Source organism: Amycolatopsis coloradensis (genome assembly GCF_037997115.1).
Classification (GTDB): domain Bacteria; phylum Actinomycetota; class Actinomycetes; order Mycobacteriales; family Pseudonocardiaceae; genus Amycolatopsis; species Amycolatopsis coloradensis_A.
Window position 1 is genome coordinate 6227622 of the sequence record NZ_CP150484.1, and the last position, 18129, is coordinate 6245750.

10 protein-coding genes are annotated in these 18129 nt (G+C 68.5%); 7 read left to right on the forward strand and 3 right to left on the reverse strand.

Annotated features, from left to right (window positions below; all coding sequences use genetic code 11):
- Window positions 1–7 precede the first annotated feature (7 nt).
- From LCL61_RS29130 to LCL61_RS29145, 4 genes are all read left to right on the forward strand, one after another.
- Window positions 8–1318, forward strand: coding sequence for a D-arabinono-1,4-lactone oxidase (locus LCL61_RS29130; RefSeq protein WP_340682710.1), 1311 nt, complete (start codon window positions 8–10; stop codon window positions 1316–1318).
- Window positions 1315–2739: an MFS transporter gene (locus LCL61_RS29135; protein ID WP_340682711.1), complete on the forward strand. Its 1425-nt coding sequence runs from the start codon at window positions 1315–1317 to the stop codon at window positions 2737–2739. The genes LCL61_RS29130 and LCL61_RS29135 overlap by 4 nt, the downstream gene beginning before the upstream one ends.
- The gene (locus tag LCL61_RS29140) at window positions 2736–3614 is read left to right on the forward strand and encodes a sugar phosphate isomerase/epimerase family protein (RefSeq protein WP_340682712.1); all 879 of its coding nucleotides are present in this window, start codon (window positions 2736–2738) and stop codon (window positions 3612–3614) included. Before LCL61_RS29135 ends, LCL61_RS29140 begins: the two co-directional genes overlap by 4 nt.
- 104 nt (window positions 3615–3718) lie before the next feature.
- Complete coding sequence (locus tag LCL61_RS29145) at window positions 3719–3910, forward strand: hypothetical protein (protein WP_340682713.1); 192 nt, start codon at window positions 3719–3721, stop codon at window positions 3908–3910.
- A gap of 13 nt (window positions 3911–3923) precedes the next feature.
- Here the strand turns inward: LCL61_RS29145 and LCL61_RS29150 are convergent, their stop codons facing one another.
- From LCL61_RS29150 to LCL61_RS29160, 3 genes are read right to left on the reverse strand one after another with little or no spacing between them, the layout of a single operon-like run.
- The gene (locus tag LCL61_RS29150) at window positions 3924–5573 is read right to left on the reverse strand and encodes a methyltransferase (protein WP_340682714.1); all 1650 of its coding nucleotides are present in this window, start codon (window positions 5571–5573) and stop codon (window positions 3924–3926) included.
- A 31-nt stretch (window positions 5574–5604) separates the two neighbouring features.
- Window positions 5605–6978, reverse strand: coding sequence for an aldehyde dehydrogenase family protein (locus LCL61_RS29155; protein WP_340682715.1), 1374 nt, complete (start codon window positions 6976–6978; stop codon window positions 5605–5607).
- Window positions 6978–8039 carry an AMP-binding protein gene (locus tag LCL61_RS29160; protein WP_321183882.1) on the reverse strand — a complete coding sequence of 354 codons (1062 nt, stop codon included), beginning with the start codon at window positions 8037–8039 and terminating at the stop codon, window positions 6978–6980. Before LCL61_RS29160 ends, LCL61_RS29155 begins: the two co-directional genes overlap by 1 nt.
- Before the next feature lie 711 nt (window positions 8040–8750).
- Between LCL61_RS29160 and LCL61_RS29165 the strand changes: the two genes are divergently transcribed.
- From LCL61_RS29165 to LCL61_RS29175, 3 genes are read left to right on the forward strand one after another with little or no spacing between them, the layout of a single operon-like run.
- On the forward strand, window positions 8751–9932 hold the full coding sequence (locus LCL61_RS29165) for an acyltransferase domain-containing protein (RefSeq protein WP_340682716.1): 1182 nt from the start codon (window positions 8751–8753) through the stop codon (window positions 9930–9932).
- Window positions 9929–12958, forward strand: coding sequence for an SDR family oxidoreductase (locus LCL61_RS29170; RefSeq protein ID WP_340682717.1), 3030 nt, complete (start codon window positions 9929–9931; stop codon window positions 12956–12958). Before LCL61_RS29165 ends, LCL61_RS29170 begins: the two co-directional genes overlap by 4 nt.
- A 22-nt stretch (window positions 12959–12980) precedes the next feature.
- Window positions 12981–17924 carry a KR domain-containing protein gene (locus LCL61_RS29175; RefSeq protein WP_340682718.1) on the forward strand — a complete coding sequence of 1648 codons (4944 nt, stop codon included), beginning with the start codon at window positions 12981–12983 and terminating at the stop codon, window positions 17922–17924.
- The last annotated feature ends 205 nt before the right edge of the window (window positions 17925–18129 follow it).

Genomic DNA, 18129 nt, shown 5'->3' on the forward strand with positions numbered 1-18129 from the left:
GTAGGCCATGGCTGTTCCACGTACCACCTCGGCAGGCCGTCGGCAGACCTCATGGGAGAACTGGAGCGGAACGGTCCGAGGTATCCCGGAGCGGCTCGAGATCGTCGACGGCGAGGATGAGATCTGCGAAATCGTGCGCGACCGCGGGAATCGGGCCCAGGGGATCGGTGTCGCCGGAGCCGGGCATTCGTACGCCGGTCTGGTCTCGCCTGCCGGTCGTACCCTGCTCGATCTGATACGCCACAAGGGAATCGTCTCCATCGACCGGGCACGGATGACGGTCACCGTGAAGGCCGGGACCTCGCTGCGGGCGTTGAACCGGCACCTGGCGGCCGAAGGGCTCGCGCTGCCGAACCAGAGTGCGATCGACGAACAGACCGTCGCGGGCGCGGTCGCCACCGCGACCCACGGTAGTGGCCCCGCGATGGGGACCCTTTCCAGCCATCTCCGGTCCGTCCGGCTGGTGACGGCGGACGGCGCCGTCCGCACCGTCACGGACGACGAACCCGAGTTCGACGCCGTTCGCGTGCATCTCGGCTGTCTTGGCGTGGTCACCGCACTGACCCTCGACGTCGTCCCCGCGCACACACTGCGCAAGACGATCGCCCGGACGCCGCTGAAGGAGATCCTGGGTGATTTGGACGAACTCCGCACGGCCCGGTACGGCGGGTTCTGGTGGTATCCGCACACTTCGCAGGCGGTGGTTTGGCGGGCCGATCCGACCGGCGAGACCATGCCCCCGGTCCTTTCCGGTTCCCGCGGGCTGCCCCTGGACTTCACCAACAACCGGCTCAGTCCGGCCGCGGCTCGACTGGTTCACTCCTTGGCCGCCCGCATCGAAGGCCGAGCCCGGTCCAGTGTCTTGCGTTGCGACGAGGCCCTGCTCGGTTCGGTGCCATCCCGTCTGCAAGGGTTCGAGTACGGAATTCCGGTAGCCAGGGCCGCGGAAGCCATCACCGAACTCGCCGACACCGTGACCCGGCACGGGCTGCGGATCAACGCACCGGTGGACGTCCGGTTCACCGGTGCCGACAGCGCGTGGCTGAGTCCGAGCTACCAGCGGGACACCTGTTACCTCGGGGTGACGTGCGCCTTGCCTGCCCGCCGGATGTCCGACACCTGGTCCCAGCCGTTCTCCGTCATCGACAACCTGCTGGCACGCCACGAAGGACGACCGCACTGGGCGAAGGTACATTTCCGCGAACCCGCCGACCTGGCCGCACGATACCCGCGCTGGCGCGACTTCATCGAACTCCGCCGACGCTGGGATCCGGACGGTGTGTTCCTCGGCGACTACCTCCGGGCTGCTTTCCAGTGATCCCACCGGCCGAACCCTGCCGCACGAACGTCCGGCCGTTGGCCGTCCTCGTCGCCGGCGCGTTCTTCATGGAGATGTTCGATGGCACCGCCATCATCCCCGCCCTGCCCGCGATCGCCGAATCGTTCGGCGTCAGCCCCGTCGACGCCGGTCTCGGTGTCACGGCCTACCTGCTGACGGCCACCGCGATGATCCCGCTCAGCGGGTGGCTGGCAGACCGCTACGGGGTCCGGAAGGTGTTCTGTGCCGCGATCGCCGGATTCGTCCTCGCCTCGGTGCTCTGTGTGGTGGCGCTGACGTTATGGCAGTTCGTCGCGTCCCGGGTCGTACAGGGCTTCGCCGGGGCGATGATGGTGCCGGTGGGCCGCACGCTGGTCCTGCGGATCGCGCCGAAGGCGGATCTGATGGCGGCCACCGCCATCTTCACCTGGCCGGGACTGGTGGCGCCCGTTCTCGGCCCGCCGATCGGCGGTTTGGTGACCACCTATGCGTCGTGGCGGTGGGTCTTCCTGATCAACGTGCCGCTCGGGCTGGTCGCCTTCGTGTTCGCACTGCGCATGGTCGAAGAGTCGCCAACCGAGCGCCGACCGTTCGACGGCACGGGTTTCGCGCTCGGCACCGTCGCGATCGCCACTCTGATGTACGGCCTCGAGTCCACCAGCGGCGGGCACGCCCAGTGGTCCCTCGCCGGCGGGCTGATCGTGACCGGACTGGCGATCGGCGCGCTCGCCGTGCGACACGCTCGCCGCCACCCGACACCGTTGATCGACCTCTCACCGCTACGGATCGCCACCTATGCCGCGTGCACCTGGCAGGGAGGCCTGCTGCGACTGGCGATCAACATGGTGCCGTTCTTGCTGCCCTTGCTGTTCCAGGTCGTATTCGGGATGAGCGCGGCCGTGTCCGGCCTGCTCGTGCTGACCGTCTTCGCCGGCAATCTCCTGGCGAAGACCGTCACGACACCGATCATGCGGCGTTTCGGGTTCCGTCCGATCCTCGTTGTCGCCGGCCTGCTCTCCGCGGTCTCGCTGGCCGCCTGTGCGCTGTTCGACCCATCGACGCCGGACGCGACGATCGCGGCCATCTGTTTCCTGGGCGGTGTCTTCCGATCACTGGCCTTCACCGCGACCAACACTCTCGCCTTCGCGGATGTGCCACCGGCGACGATGAACGCGGCAAGCACCCTGTACGCCACCACCACGCAACTTTCCATCGGTTTGGGCGTCGCCGTGGCCGCGACCACGGTACGCCTGGCCGCGGACGGCTCGGCACCGACCGCGGCCGACTTCCGCGCCGGGTTTCTCGCCGGTGCGGTGATCGCGCTGGCCGGCGCCTTGCTCTTCCTTCGTATCGCTCCCTCCGCCGGTGCCGAGGTCAGCGCCGGACGGAATCCCACTCGCCAAAGGAGAGCCGCATCATGACGATCAAGTTCGGTTACCACACGTGGTCCTACTCCGGCTTCGGTGCCTGGGTTCCCTCCTACACCTTGGACGAGACGATCAAACGTCTCGGGAAGATCGGGTTCGACGGGATCGAGATCGGCGCGGCCGCCCCGCACGCTTACCCGCCGGATCTCACCTCCGCGCGGCGCCGGGAGATCCGTTGCCTGCTCGACGACCACGGCTTGGAGCTGGCGGGAATCGGAGCGGCCCCCGGAGGCGGGCCCGGCTACAACCCGGCTTCCCCCAGCCTTGAGGAGCGGCGGGCGACCGCGGAGCATTACAAGGAGCTTTCCGAACTGTGCGCCGAATGGGGCGGCCGGACGGTACTCTACGTACCTGGCTGGACCGTCTTCGGCACTCGGCGGAGGCAAGCCAGGGCTTGGTCGCTCGAGTGTCTGACGGAGATCGCCGTCGACGCCGCGCAATACGACGTGACGGTCGTCATCGAACCCCTCGCGCAGCATTCGAACCTGATCGACGACGGCGAGGACGCCATGGAGCTCCTTGAGGATGTCGGGCTGCCGAACGTCAAGGTCATGTTCGACTGCAACCACGTGTCGCATCGGCAGGAGTTGTTCGGCGACTATGTCCACCTCATGGGTGGGCAACTGCATCAAGTACACATCTCCGATTCGACCGCGACGGAGGTCCGGTTGCCGGCGGGCAAGGGCGACGGTGACTGGGAAGGACTCGTCGACGCGCTGATCGAGACCGGGTTCGACGGCTATCTCACGGCGGAGACCGGATTCCTCCGCCGCGGGATCAGCCCGGACCAGGATGCTCGCGACGGTCTCCGCTTCCTCAAAACCTTGGTCGAGCGGAAGCTGGCCGAACATACGTGCCCATCGAGCTGATTGCCGATTGCGTTGGAGTGCACTCCAGCGCCTAAGCCGGTAGAGGTGCGCCCAGCGACCCGGCCGAGGGCAGCCAGAAAGTCGGCAGTGAACTCTCGATACTGATGGAGGCGTGGCTGGCGGCACCGGCCTACGTGATCAACCGCACCATGGACGTCCTCGCCGAGCAGGGTGACCTTCCTCGACCCCGCAGTACGCGGTTTCTACGTGGACTGGGAACGAACAGCGCACTCGCGATCTCCTTCGTCGTAGTGGATCTTCTGTCCACTACGACGACGCAGTCCCGCGAAATGTGAGCTTTGTGACGGGTCAGACCGCGGTGGCGATGAGAAGGTTCAGGTCCACCGGCATCGCGATGACCTGATCGACACGGAAACCCGATCCGTACAGGAGTTTTTCGTACTCCGTCCGCTCGCGCTCGCGGCCACCGGTGACCGCGAGCATCTGCAGATCCCAGGGTTCGGCGAGATCGACCGGCCGGCTCGACGAGCCGCCCGGAAGCAGGCGCTCCACCACGAGAAGCCTGGCGCCGGCATCGCAAGCACGGCGACAGTTGTGCAGGATGCGGTCGCAATCCTCGTCGTCCCAGTCGTGCAGCACCCGGGACAGCAGATACGTCTGCGCACCCGCGGGTACTTCCTCGAAGAAGTCGCCTGCCTCGAAGCGCACCCTACCGCCAGGTTCGGCCACCGCCGATCCGATGACGTGCGCTCGATCGAACACCACGCCCGACACGCCGGGATGCTCGTCCACGATCGTGCGTAGCAGTGTGCCATTGCCACCCCCGATGTCGACCACGGTCGTTTCGGCGGGGAAAGGACAGGAGTGACTGAGCTCCTCCGCGACGAGGCGGGTGACGGCCTGCATGGCGCGGTCGAAGGTCCGGGACGATTCCGGGGCGGTGGCGAAATAGTCGAAATGCTCCACCCCATAGTGATGGCTGAAGGCCGTACGGCCCGTTCGCAGGGCCGCGGCGAGATCGTTCCAGGCGTCGTAGAACTCGTTACCGTAGAGCCGGGTCAAGTCGCTGAAGGGGTTGTCCGCACGGAGAAGCCTTCCCCTCTCCGTCGTCTCGTAGCAACCGTTCGCTCGCTGCCGGACCACGCCCACCCGCACGAGGAATCGCAGAAAACGTGCGGTGGCGCGGGCATCACATCCGATACGGCGTGCCACTTCAGCTGGCTCGAGCGCTTCGTCGCCGACCGCGTCCGGGATCCCCAGCTCGACGGACACGTGGAGAGCACGTGCCGACCAGTGGCCGGCAAGGAGCGACAGGAGAGCGGTGTGCTCGTCGGGCATCGACACCGGTTCCCCCACGTGCGCGGCGAGAACCTCCGCGTGGTGTCCTCGCGCGGTCAGTTCGAACCGGGGGCGGTACTCCTTGTCGCCTGCCGGAGCCTTGAAGTACACCACCGACCGGCCGCCCGTACCGGTGTCTTCATGGGGATTGTGGCCACCACCATCGGGTTCCATCCCGAGGGCGTCCCGGCAGGTCCGCCGGGTTCGCTCGAGTTGCCCCTCCGCGACCAGCCAACCGGTGTGGGACTCTTCCTCCCTCGCGCGCTCACGCTCGATGAGCCCCGGCGCGACCCTCTCGGCCGAGCCGCGTGGGAGGACGAAGATCTCCAGGTCGCCACCTAGGCCCGTGATCGGCGACGCGTGGACGATGGTGACGTCCAGATCATCCTCGGCGACACGATGGCGCTCGGCGAGCCTGGACCGGACCACCCGGCTCGGCACGGAAGGCCCCGTCTCGAAGCCTGCCTCGGCGAGGAAATCGCGGACGTCCGTCTCGGAATCCGGAAAGACGAGGACCGCGACGTGATCGAACTCGACTCGATCGTCGATGTCAGCGGCGGCAGGATTCCCGAGAAGGCGGGCCAGGGCACCTGGGGCGGTCGACCGGGCGGCCAGCGAGGCCGCCCTGTACAACCGGAGTTCGTCTTGACTGCTCAGCACTTTCGGTCCTTCCGATTCGACCAAAGCCGTCTCAGTGGTGGGCGAAGTCGCCCCGGATCACGGTCTTGCTTCGCATCAGGAACTCCGCCAGGTGCCCGTCGTGCGGCAGGCCAGGTCGCATCTCGTGGGTCGGCCGGTCACCGATGTGAAGGTTGCCGATGGTGGTTTCCTCGATCAACGACGCCAACAGTTCTTCGTCGCCGGTGATGGCGGTGACGGTCAGGCTGTGGCGAAGTGGCGTGATCCCGTCCGCGGGCGACCACGGGGCGACCCATACGCACGGGAACGGAAGCTCGATACCGAGCCGCGACGGATCCGGACGGTCGAGCAGGACGACAGCCGGTCGCAGGACCGCACCGCCACCGGGCAACGGTTCGAGAAGCTCACCGCCGGACAGCAGCTCGCCACCGTCCAGCTCGCTCCGCAGGTAGGTCTCGAGTTCCCGTGCGCGTTCCAACGGGAACGCGGGGAGAACAGCCGCTTCGCTCGCCGGTGGCACCACGGCGACTGCGGCCAGCCGGCGGGCGAGCTCTTTCGCGAAAGCGGCCGCTTCGCCGTCGACCAGGACCGCGGAGGCGTTCACGCAGGCGGTGCCACCGAAGCCGGCCACGGAGGACACCACGGTGTCGACATGCTCGGCCCAGTCGCCGTCGGCGATCAAGACCTTGGAGCGGCCCGGTCCCTGCACGAGTACATCCCCCCGGTCCCGATACCTGGCCACGGCGTCGCTTCCGCCATAGACCAAGGCCAGATCCGCGGTATCGACGAACTCCCGGGCCACGGTGTGGTCCGTGGGCAGGAAAGTCACCTGCTCAGCGCCGAATCCGCTCATTCGGAGAGCCTGGACCAGGCGATACGGGGTGAACGGTTCCCGTCGCGACGGCCGTACGGCGACCCGGTATCCCAACGCGAGCGCCTCGAGCCAAGCGGCGTGGGTCGCGGGATGATTTCCCGGTGCCTGCACCGCGAGCACGTCACCTCGGCGCGTCCAGACCGCTCCCGTCGAAGACACCTCGTGCCAATCGTCACCGGTTCCGAGCGGGCGCGCGCGCCGCACCGACTCCCCCACCGCCGCGGCGCTGCGCACGATGGCCTGGGATGCCTCTCTGACCACGGACAACGCCACGCCGGACGCTTGCGACACCTGTCGCTCGTGTTCGTCCAGCGAGACCCCGTCGACCGTTCGCAAGAACCGTGCCCCAGCGGCCGCGATCCGGTCGATCCGTACCGACAAGGGCATCGGACGCGCCTTCCGCATCTTCGCGATACTGCGCTTCACGTAGAGACCGGGCGCCAAGCTGAGCTCCGCAAGCGCGGTCCCGTCCACACCGGTCACCTCGTCGACACGGTGTGACCGGAAGGTGTTCGAAGGGCCGAGCGTGTCCAGGCGCGGAATGACGGCCATCAGTAGACACCTTCGATGACCTGAGCCTCTTCGAAGACGGCGACGGGTGTGACGTCGGCGACCGAGACACCCAAGGCTCCGGCCGGCGCGGCGACCCTGGTGGCGAGGTCCCGCTCCAGGTTGTTCGGCAGCAACAAGGACTTGCTGACGTGATGCATGACGACCTGCCCACGCTCGCCCTCGGCGACCTCCTTCAACGAGTCGGGATCGACGACCGAAAACGTCGTGTAGGGCGAGAAAGAATCGAACACGCATTGTCCCGCCGGCTTACCGGAACCTGCGCGCTCCATGCTCCCGCCCAAGATCATGGTGCTCCCGTACTGGCCGCAAAGCCGTACCTTCGGGAAGACCTCTCCCTGCAGGACCGCGCGAGTGTCGGCGTCCAGATGCGCCCCGCCCCACATGATCACCGACACCTTTTCGTTGACGAGGTCGACCAGGCGGTCGGACTCGGCCATCCGGACGAGCAAGGGCGGCGTCACCACGAGAACGCCGATGTCCTGTTGTTCGAGGATCGAGTGCGCCTGGTCCACCACATGGTCGGCGTACCTGCTCGCCTCTTCGGTGCGTCCCAGCGCCAGCGATTTGCGTACCCAACGCGGATCGAGGTCGATCGTGAAACAGATGCCGCCTCGCATCCGGGTCACTTCGGCCATCAACCTGCCGAAGATATGCGGTCCGCTCGGCGCGATCGTCAGCCAGTTGGCGTCGAACGGGAATCCCAGGTCGTCCATGCGCAGCGACTTCCACGTCAAGGAATGCCGCATCCAGTCCGACATCAGCAGGACGCGCTTCGGCGCGCCTGTGGTGCCACCGCTGTCGAAGGCGCCGATCACATCCGGTCGGTCACCGTATCCCCGCGGTATCAGGGCTTCGACCGGAACGTTCCGCAGTTCGCCGACCACATTCGGGAACCGGCGCAGATCGGCGTGGGTACGGACGTCCCGGCGCGGATCGAACCCGAGGGAGTCCGCCTTGGACAGCCAGAACGGCGACCCTGTCTCCGGACCGAAGTGCCATTCCATCGCCGCCGAATAGAAGTCACCCTCGGCAGCCGCCAATTCATGGTCCCACTCGAGAAAAGAAAGACTAACGGACATCGACCTTTACCTGCCGATCCAGAAATCGCCTCAGACGGGAAACTCTCCAGTGTCCGAGGTCATCGGAGCGCAACACCGAAAGATGTACCCAGTCACGTACCGTTACGGCAACAATGCAACCCTTGATACACTCCAAAAGACCATCACGCGAGGACTTTCGGACAGCGGGTCTGCCCCAAGAACCTGCGCGCGGGGTGACGGTGACCGGCGGCCGCGGCAGGCAACCGGGAAATCCGCGACGACATCCACAAAGGCTTCCTCACCCTCGGCCGCGCCATCACCTGCCGGGGTCGCCCATCCCGTAGTCAACGGGGTCTCCGCGAACCGGATGATCGGTCGTCCAACGCCCCTGCCCGAAAGGGCAACCCGCCCCGATCATGAGCCGGTCGACCGCAGGTGAACTTCACGCGCACCCCGGTACCGGTGACAAAAGGGCTACCCCGCGCACTGTTCGGGCACTTTTCGCCTTCTGTCGTGAGGTCGGCCGATACCGTCCGGAAATCGAAAGCTTCCGCACATTTCCTGGCGCGACAGAAAACAGAAGCCGGACAGAAGGTGAGCCGAACGATGGACCTCGGACAGACTGAAGTCGGACTGGTTCCCGGGCAAGGAGCGTACCGGCCAGGCACGTTGGCCGTTCCCTGGGCACGCGGTGACGAATCGGTGCACGAAGTGTTCGAAACCATCGACGAGGTGTATCGCGCCCGGACCGGCCGCACCGTCAGTTCGGTGGTGTTCGCGGCCGAGGCACCCTCGCTCGAAGAAATGCTCACCCGGCATCCGGACGAACTCCAGCTGGCGATCTACGGCGCCTCCGTCACCGCGTACCGGATTCTCGCCGCCCGCGGCACAATCCTCGATCTGGTGGTGGGGCACAGCTTCGGGGAGATCGCGGCCCTGGTGATCGGCGGGGCGTTCTCCATCGCGGACGGTGCTTCCCTCGTCTGTGACCGCAACGAAGTCCTGCGTGCCCACGCTCCCGAGGGCGGCCTGCTCGCACTGCGGTGCGGCCGGGCCCGCAGCGAGCTTCTGCTCTCGCTCGCGGAACTGCCCGGCCTGGCCTTCGCGGTCGACAACGCCGACGAACAAAGCGTGCTGTCGGGTCCCGCGGCGCAGTTGGCCACGGTACGCACGGTGGCGGAAACGCTCGGAATCGGCACTGGCGCGGTCTCTTCGCCTTACGGGTTCCACAATCACGCTCTCGTTCCGGCGGGGCGGGAACTGGCCGCGAAGGCCGCCGAGTACAAAGCGGGCGGCTTCGCCGTCCCGGTGTACTCCCCGATCCTCGGGCGCCGGTATCACGATGGCGACGACTTGGCCGCCCTGCTGGGCCTTCATCTGTCCCAGCCGGTTCAGTTCCGGGAAACGCTTTCCGGCCTCTACGCCGAAGGAAGGCGGTCGTTCACCGAGCTGGGTGCGGGTGAGACGCTCACCAAACTCGTCCGTGCCGCCTTCCCGCTCGCCTCCGCGGTGGGCGCCCTCACGCAGACCGGGCAACCCACACCTGCCCCCCGAACACGGCAGGCGGTCGCCGTCCCGGCTCCCGCCGCGCCCCCGGTACAGGAGACGGTGCCGGCTCCGGCCCTGGTCGCCGCCGGCTCGATTCCGGCGCGGGGGGAAGTGTTCTCCCAGTTGCGGGAACTGTACGCCGAAGCGCTGGAATACCCGGTCGAGGTGCTGACCGAGGACGCGGCGCTGGAGGCGGACCTCGGCGTCGACTCGATGCGCCAGACGGAACTGCTGACGAAGGCCCGGCAGATCTTCGATCTTCCCGCGCCCGCGCCGGGTTTCCGCAGTACCGACCTGGACACGCTCGCCAAGGTCACCGACTATGTGATCGGCAGTCGCGGGTGAACCCGGCGACCGGGGAACTGGAAGGCCGTGTCGCGCTGGTGACCGGTGGCGCGGGCGGCGTCGGTTCCGCGGTGGTGGAACTGCTCGCCCGCCGCGGGGCGGTCGTCTACCTCAACTGCTTCCACTCCTTCCAGCGAGGCAAGGAGATCGCCGGGCGCTTGTCCGCCGAAGGGCTGGACGTCCGGCTCGCGCGCGGTTCGGTCGCCAAGGACGAGCACGTCGAACGGATCATGGGGCAGATCGGGGAGGCCGAGGGCAGACTGGACATCCTGGTCAACAACGCCGCACTCGGGATCTTCGGCACCGCCGCCGGGATCAGCGAGGACGAGCTCGACCGGGCGCTGGCGACGAACCTCAAGGCACCGTTGCGCTGCGTGCAACGGGCCCGGCCGCTGCTGGCCGCGAGCGGTCAGGCCAGTGTGGTCAACGTGTCCTCGGTGGGGGCGCGCTCGGTGCTGAAGGACTACCTTGCCATCGGCGTCACCAAGGCGGCGCTCGAGGCGATGACGCGGTATCTCGCGGTGGAGCTGGGCCCGGCGGGGATCCGGGTCAACACCGCCTCCGGCGGGCTGCTGGACACCGCGGGCGGTCGCATGTTCCCCGGTTACGCCGACTTCGCCTCGATGATGCGGGACCGGACGCCATTGGGTCGCAGGCTGGGCGAGGTCGACGAGTTCGCCGAGCTGGTCGCTTTCCTCGCCTCGTCCCGCTCCCGCTGGATCACCGGGCAGACGGTCAGCGCGGACGGCGGTGTCGACCTGATGTGCGGGAATCTTCCCGAGCAGGAAACGAAGTCCGCCCCCGAACCCGTGGTTGCGACGCGCCGGATCGAGAACCCCCGCGCGGTGCGGGAAGTCGCTCCACCACCGGCACCCGAGTCCACTCCGCCCGCGGAGCCCGACACCGAAGATCCGATCGTCGTCGTGGGGATGGGCATGGCGGTTCCCGGCGCGTCCAGCCCGGAAGAGTTCTGGGACGTGCTGGTCGACGGACCGAACCTGTTCACCGAGGCCACCCCCGATCGTTGGGTGACCGCCGCGTTCACCCCGAACCGCACCGACGTGCCGGACAAGGGATCGCAGCCGGTTTCCGGCCTCATCACCGGTTTCCGTCCGCATCCCCGGCTCGCGGCGGAAGCACCGGCGGACGTCGACTTCAGCACCCTGTGGCTGCGGCACAGCCTGTATCAGGCGCTCGAGAACACCAGTGTGGGCGCGCGCGACCGGGTCGCCTTCTGCGTCGGGCTCACCGCCGACGGCAGCCAGCACCTTTCCGAGGCCCAGGTGGTGGCCGCGGTACGCGAAGCGCTCGACGGACCACACGCGCAGGGCATGAGCGGTGAGGAGAAACATCAGGTCGAGCAGCGCGTCCTGGCCCGTTTCCCGCGCGGCACGGGCGATACCGCCCGGTCGTTGCCGCACGCGATCGCGTCGGACGCCATCGCGGGGATCCTCCCCGGTGATTCCGCCGTGCACGTGGTGGACACGGCTTGTTCGTCCTCGCTGTACGCACTGGACCGGGGCATCCGCGAACTGAATTCCGGCCGCTGCGACGTCGCCGTATGCGGTGGCTCGGCGGTCATGCAGGTCACCTACATGGTGGCGTTCGCCAAAATGGGCGGCCTGTCCCCCACCGGCGAAGTCCGATCGCTGGACGAGGGCGCCAACGGCGTGCTGTTCGCCGACGGCGCGGGACTCGTGGTGCTGAAGAAGCTGTCCCGGGCGCTGGCGGACGGCGACACCGTGCTCGGCATCGTCCGTGGAGTCGGTCTGTCGGCGGACGGTAAGGGCAAGGCCATCAACGCGCCCGCCACCACCGGCCAGGTGATGGCGGCGCGACGGGCGCTGGCCAAGGCCGGAACCAGCCCGCGGGACATCGACCTCGTCATCGCGCACGCGACCGGCACCCCCACGGGCGACACCGCCGAACTGCTCGGTATCGCCGAGGTCTACGCGCCGGACCGCCCGGTCACCGTGGTGTCCAACAAATCCGTCATCGGGCACACCGGGTGGCCGGCGGGAGTGGTGTCCCTGATCCACCTCCTGCTGTGTCTGCGCCACGACCGGATCCCGCCCCAGCACCGGTTCGCACGCCTGCCCGCGCGGGTCACGGAGCAGACCACGAACATCGAGGTGCCACGCCGGACCACGGACTGGCGGCGAAGTGCCCGTGATCGAGCGCGGACCGGCGCGGTGGCCGCGTTCGGCTTCGGCGGCACGAACGCGACAGCCGTGGTGTCGGAGTATCTTCCCGAGCTGCATCCGAGGACGTCCGAGGAGCCGCGTGGGGCCGCCCCGGTCGCCGTCCGGTCCCGGCCGCTGGTGATCGTCGGCTGGTCGGCCTGCGAGCCGGACGACGGCGCGGCATCCTTCGGTGCGGTCTACCCGGTCCACCGGATCGACGGGGTCGCTTTGCCACCGCCGATGATGCGCCGGATCGACAGGGCACAGCTACTGGCCCTCGAATGCATGGCGCGGCTTCCCGCCCCGGTGCGGAAACAGTGCGAGACCCACCGCGACACCACGGGCGTCCTGTTCGGGGTGACCGGCCAGACCGGCGCGATGCACGGCGCCCAGCTGCGGGTGCATTTCGACGACATCCGGGCCGCGGTGGGCGGGAATCCCACCCCCGCCGTGGCGGACTTCCTCGACCGGCTGTGGTCCGAGGTGGCAGGCACCTGGCCCGCGATCAACCCGGACACCCAGCCCGGGGTGATGCCGAACGTCATCGCCTCCAGGATCGCCAACCACTTCGACCTCCGAGGGCTGAACTTGGTGGTGGACGCCGGGAACGCGGCTCTGCTCGAATCCTTCGAGACCGCGGCCCGTTTCCTCGAAGAAGGCGATCTCGACCTGGCCCTGGTGGGCGGGATGAGCGCCAACCCGTACCCCGCCTGGGTCCGGTCGCTACGGGAGAAACCGTCCGGTGACTCCGTCGACGCCGAAGGCGCTTACCTCTTCGCGGTCACTTCGGCGGAGAAGGCCGAGGAATGGTCCCTACCCGTGCTCGCGCACATCGAACCCTGACGCACACTGCTTTGGAGTTGTCATGAGCATTCCGGATGGCGTCGATTCACCGCATCTCTTCGGCGCCGAGGGAGCGCGGGAACTGCTGGAAGTGCTGACCGGCAAGGTGCCCGATCAGGTCGTGGCCCGCGAGTCGAACGGCCGGACGGCCCGGTTGCGGGTCAAGACCCCGGCCTCGCCCACGACCGTGCTGCAACGGTACGAACTGTCCTGGCAGCGGGAAAAGCGCGTCCCTGTGCTCCCTGCCGCACCGCTGTTCCCAGCCGACACGTTGGTGGTGCTCGCTGATGGCGCTTCGGTGCCGGAGGGGCTGTCGGACGACGCGACCGTCCTTCGGTTCGATGACGCGGGCTGGCGGCTCGGCGGCCGGCGGGTGAGCGACGACGAGGAACTGCTCGCGATGCTGGCCGAACGGCCCTACCGGCATATACGCGTGCTCGCGACCCTTGATCCTTGGCACGACTGGCTGGACCGCGTTTCGGCCCCGGCCGACGTACTCCGGCTGCATGACGCCTGTTTTCTCGTCGCGAAGGCCGCCAGGGAGCTGGAAACCTACGGAATCGCCCTTTCCGGCGGCGCACGCGAAGACGGAGCGGTCCACCCCTACGCGGGATTGTTCACCGGACTGGTCAAGGTGCTGGAGCTGGAACCGGTGGTCGCCAACGCCCGGTTCTGCGTGGTCCTGACCGCTGCGGACGATCAAGCGGCTCCCGCGCAGCTCACCGAAGAGATGCGGGTCCGGCACGCCCTGCCGGGAGTCGTACTGGGAGGCGGTGAGCGCTGGGTACGGCGCGCGCGGCCCGCCCCCGTGCCGCCGGCGCGGGGACCGGTACTGGCCGAGGGCTCCGTCGTCCTCGGTGCGGGCACGAGCCGGGGCATCGGAATGCTCACCCTGCTCGGCTTGGCGGAGAACTGCCGTCCCGTCGTCCACATCCTCGGCACCAACGACCTTTCCGCCTACGACCACGAAGAACTGGTCGAGGACGAGGAAGCCCATCGGCTTCGTCGCCGGACGGCCCTGGTGGCGGCCGCCCGTGAAGCCGGCGGTGTACCGATGGCCAACGCCAGGCTGCGAAAACTCGCCCAAGCCCGGGAAGTGCACGCCGATCTCGCCCGGCTCACCGCGCTTTGCGGCGAGGGCAAGGTGCACTACCACGTGTGTGACACGCGTGATCCGGACGAGGTCCGGCGGGTGTGCGCGGAGGTGGTGGCGGCGCACGACGGGAGGCCCGTAGATCTGTTGCTGAACTTCTCCGGGCTGACCCGCTCCGCGGAACTGCCCGCGAAACCGCTGAAGAACTTCCGCGCCGTGCGTGACATCAAGGTCGACACCTATCACGCGCTCAAACACGCCTTCGCCGCAAACCCGCCGCGGCGCTGGGTCAACGCGGGTTCGCTGGCCGGGCTCTTCGGTATCCAAGGCGAGACCGACTATGCCGCGGCCAACGACTTCCTGTACACCGCCGCGGACGCGGCGACGGATTCGACCGAAACCACCTTCGGCTGGGGACTGTGGGACGGCACGACCCGCTCCACCGAGCCACTGGTGGCCGAGGTGCTGGACCGGCATCTGTCGCGGATGCCCGCCGCCGAGGGCATCGCGCACTTCCTCGCCGAGCTGAGCAGGCCGGGCGCTGCTCCCACCCTCGGCTATTTCGGCGCGGTCGAACGGCGCATCATGAGCGAGCGGCATCCGCAGCGGACCGCGGTCTGGACCCCCGGCCCCGAGCCGAAGGCGGAACCGCTGCTCGGCGAAGTCACCGAAGCGGGTGCGGGCAGGTTGGTCGCCCACCGGGAATTCAGCGTCGACCGTGACGGCTACCTGCGGCACCATCTCGTCGGCGGGCATCCCACCGTCCCCGGGATGCTCGTCGTCGAGATCGCCGCACAGGCGGCGAAAGCGCTGGTGCCCGGCCGGGTGCCGGTCGGCGTACGCGACCTCTCCCTCGACCGCTTCGTCCGCGTCTTCCGGGAATCCGCCCGGCCCCAGCGGAAGAAGATCGTGGCGGAGGTCGTCGAAGACACGCCTGGCGAGTACGGCGAAACCGTGGTGCGAGTGCGGATCCTGACCGATGTGGTCGCGCCGGACGGGACGGTGCTGGCCACCGACCGGGAGCACGGCCGGATGTCGGTGGTCCTGCGTGACCGGCAGGTCGAGTGCCCGCGGCCGCGACCGGATCGGCTTCCCGTCACCGCCGGCTCCGTGGAGCTGGCGAACCCTTATCAACTGCCGAACCCGTTCGTCGCGCTGTCCGGGATCTTCGCGGCGGCAGAACGGGTCCACTTCGGTCACGAGGGCAAACTGGCCACGCTGACACTCGACCGCGTCGAGGTGACGCGCTGGTTCGAGGACGCGGTGTTCCCCGCCGTCGTCTGTGACGCGCTGGCGCAAGTGATGGCGGTGGCCGCCGAAGACGGGTGGAGCCCGATCGCGGTGCCGCGGACGGTACGCAGGATCGACTTCTACGGCGGACTCGACGACGTCGCGCTGGCCGGGGAGGAACTGACGCTGAGGGCCACCTCCGGACCGGAGACCGGTGACTGGGGCGGGGTCTTCACCTCGGACGGACGGCTCGTGCTGCGGATGACCGGCGCGACCGGCGAACCGCTGGGTTACGTCCATCAGGAAAGCGGACAGGTGCGGACGGTCGACGAGCAGCGTGCGGCACATCCTCTGACGGTCTCCCCGCCGGCGGTGCGGGCACCCGCGGACGGCGCGGAAAACGAACCGGCCGTGCGCCCGCAGCTTCTCGCCTACGACAGTTCCTCCTTCTCGAGGCCGGTGCAGCGTTGGGTGGCCGAGCCGGTGCCGCGTCCGGCGGAGCCCGCTCCGGGTGGGCTCCTGGACCGGCGGGTGCTGGTGCTGGGCGCGCACGGACCCACCACGGAAGCGGTGGCGGAACAGCTCGCCGCACGAGGCGCTGTCGTCGTCACGGCGGATTCCCCGGCGCGTGTCGCGGAACTGACGGCCGAGTGGGATGTCATCGCGGATCTCACGCTCACCGGTCTCACCGACTACGAGCTGGGTGATCAGGCCTGGCGTGAAGCTCTCCAGACCACCACCGCGGCACTCCAGGCGGTGTACGACCACTGGCTCGAATCGGCGGAAGCGGACCGCTTCCAGTATCTGACGGTCGGCCATGGCGACGGGCTGTTCGGTCGCTCCGGTGGTCCCGTCCCCCAACCGTTGAGCGGGGCCTGGGTCGCACTGGCGAAGAACCTGATGGTCGAACTTCCCGGGGTCCGCACCAGGAGCATCGACCTCGACCGCGGTGATGCCGCCACGATCGCCAGGGTGCTCGACACCGAAGCCGGACTGCCCGGCGATCAGGAGGTCGGCTACCGCGACGGGGTACGCCACGTTCAGCGTGTCCGGATCACCTCCGCACCATCGGACCCGGCCTCGGCATCGCCGGTGGGCCCCGAAGACTGCGTACTCGTCTCCGGTGGCGGGCGGGGAGTCGGTTTCGCCCTCGCGCGGCGACTCGCCGCCCTCGGCGCGGAGGTGGTGGTCACCGGAAGACGCCCTCTGACCGGACCCGGTGCGGAGCCGGACGACGCCACCTTCACCGACTGGCGCAAGAGGCGGCTCATCGACGCGGCCGGTGAACCCGGCGGAGTCGCCGAAGGCCGTCGCGCCGTCGAGGACGCCGAATTCGTACGAACCGCGCTGGCCAACCTCGCCGCCGCGGCCGATAACGGCCTGCGGATCCGTTACGAGCCTTGCGATGTCACCGACCGGGCTCAGGTCGAACGACTTCTGTCCTCTCTGGACGCCGGCCCGACCGTGCTGGTGCACAACGCCGCCACTTACCGCGGTGTCCGGTTCTCCCGGCTGACGCCGGAGGAAGTGGTGCGGGCGGTCGACGTGAAGGTCACCGGCTTCGCGACCCTGTTCGACGCGGTCTCCGCGCGGGCGTCGGTGGACCGGCCCTTGCGCTTCGTCTCCTGCGCGGGGTCCATGTCCGCGAGCGGCGGGATGGTCGGTCACACCGCCTACGCGGCGGGCAGCGGCGCGCTGAGCAGGCTCGGACTGTGGACAGCGCGGCGTAGTGGCGTGCCTGTGCACACGATCAACTGGCCGACTTGGGAACGCACCGGCAACATCGTGCACTACGTCGGTGCCGCCCGTTACGGTTCCACGATGTCACCCGCGGACGGCGTCGCGAACTGGCTCTCGGAAATGGCCGCACTGACCGCGAACCCAGACCATAGCGGGGAATCCGGCTACTTCGGCAGGCTCGGCGTGATGGCCCGGCCGCATCATCTGCGCAGCACGGCGTGGCCCGCCGGGAGCCCGGACCGGAGACGAGTGGACACCGGCCGGCTGTTCCTCGGCGAGGTCAGCCGGTTCTTCGAGCACGAGCGATTCCGCACTCGGCACCGATGGACCCTCGCCGAGGACCCCCACCTGCGCGAATCCACCGGCGTGCTCTCCGTGCCGATGTTGCTCGAATACGTCCTCGCCGCCGGTGACTGGGTACGCCCGGAAGGACATCCGCGCCAGCACCTGGAGTCGATCTCCGAGGTGGACATCCACCTCGACAGGCTTCGGCATGACGGGAACTCTCTCGCTCTGGAGTTCGACGCGGCCGGCGGCTGGAACGGTGAGGTCTGGCGAGTACGGGTGACGGTGAACGACGACACCGGCACGGTGGCGACGGCGGTGGTGAACTACGGCGAGCACCCGCCCGAGGCGCCCGAGGCCCCGGTCGGCGGGCTCGTCGGGGTGCGCGCCCACGCGGACGAGGACCTCTGGTGCGGTACGCCGACGCCTGCCGCCTGCCTGCCGCATCCGGCGCTGGCCGCCATCCTGGCGCCGGCGGAGTCCGCCGGGGGGCAGATGAAGATCGCGCGGATCGTCGCCCTTCCAGGGGCCAGGGGCGCCACGGCCGTGCACATCGAGCCGGGCGGAGGACTCGCGATGGCGGACGGACGTGTGGTACTGCGGGTCGACGGCGGGTGAGGCGAATGCGGCGTAGCCGAGCCGCTGTCGTGAGTGGCGATTCGGGTTCTATTCAGGAGTAAGGCAAACGTGTCGTGCTCGTGGGCGGGGCGGGCGGCGGGGTGAAGGCTCCCTTCGTCGCGTCTGATGCGGTGATGGGAGCCTTCGGCCCTGGTCGTGCGCTGGTCGTGAGTGGCGTTTCGGCTTAGAACCCGAAACGCCAGAT

What these genes read in the sequence shown, in the direction of transcription:
- LCL61_RS29130 (WP_340682710.1), top strand. Translation starts at nt 8, where the DNA reads ATGGCTGTTCCACGTACCACCTCGGCAGGCCGTCGGCAGACCTCATGG.
- LCL61_RS29140 (WP_340682712.1), top strand. Translation starts at nt 2,736, where the DNA reads ATGACGATCAAGTTCGGTTACCACACGTGGTCCTACTCCGGCTTCGGT.
- LCL61_RS29145 (WP_340682713.1), top strand. Translation starts at nt 3,719, where the DNA reads ATGGAGGCGTGGCTGGCGGCACCGGCCTACGTGATCAACCGCACCATG.
- LCL61_RS29155 (WP_340682715.1), bottom strand. Translation starts at nt 6,978, where the DNA reads ATGGCCGTCATTCCGCGCCTGGACACGCTCGGCCCTTCGAACACCTTC.
- LCL61_RS29175 (WP_340682718.1), top strand. Translation starts at nt 12,981, where the DNA reads ATGAGCATTCCGGATGGCGTCGATTCACCGCATCTCTTCGGCGCCGAG.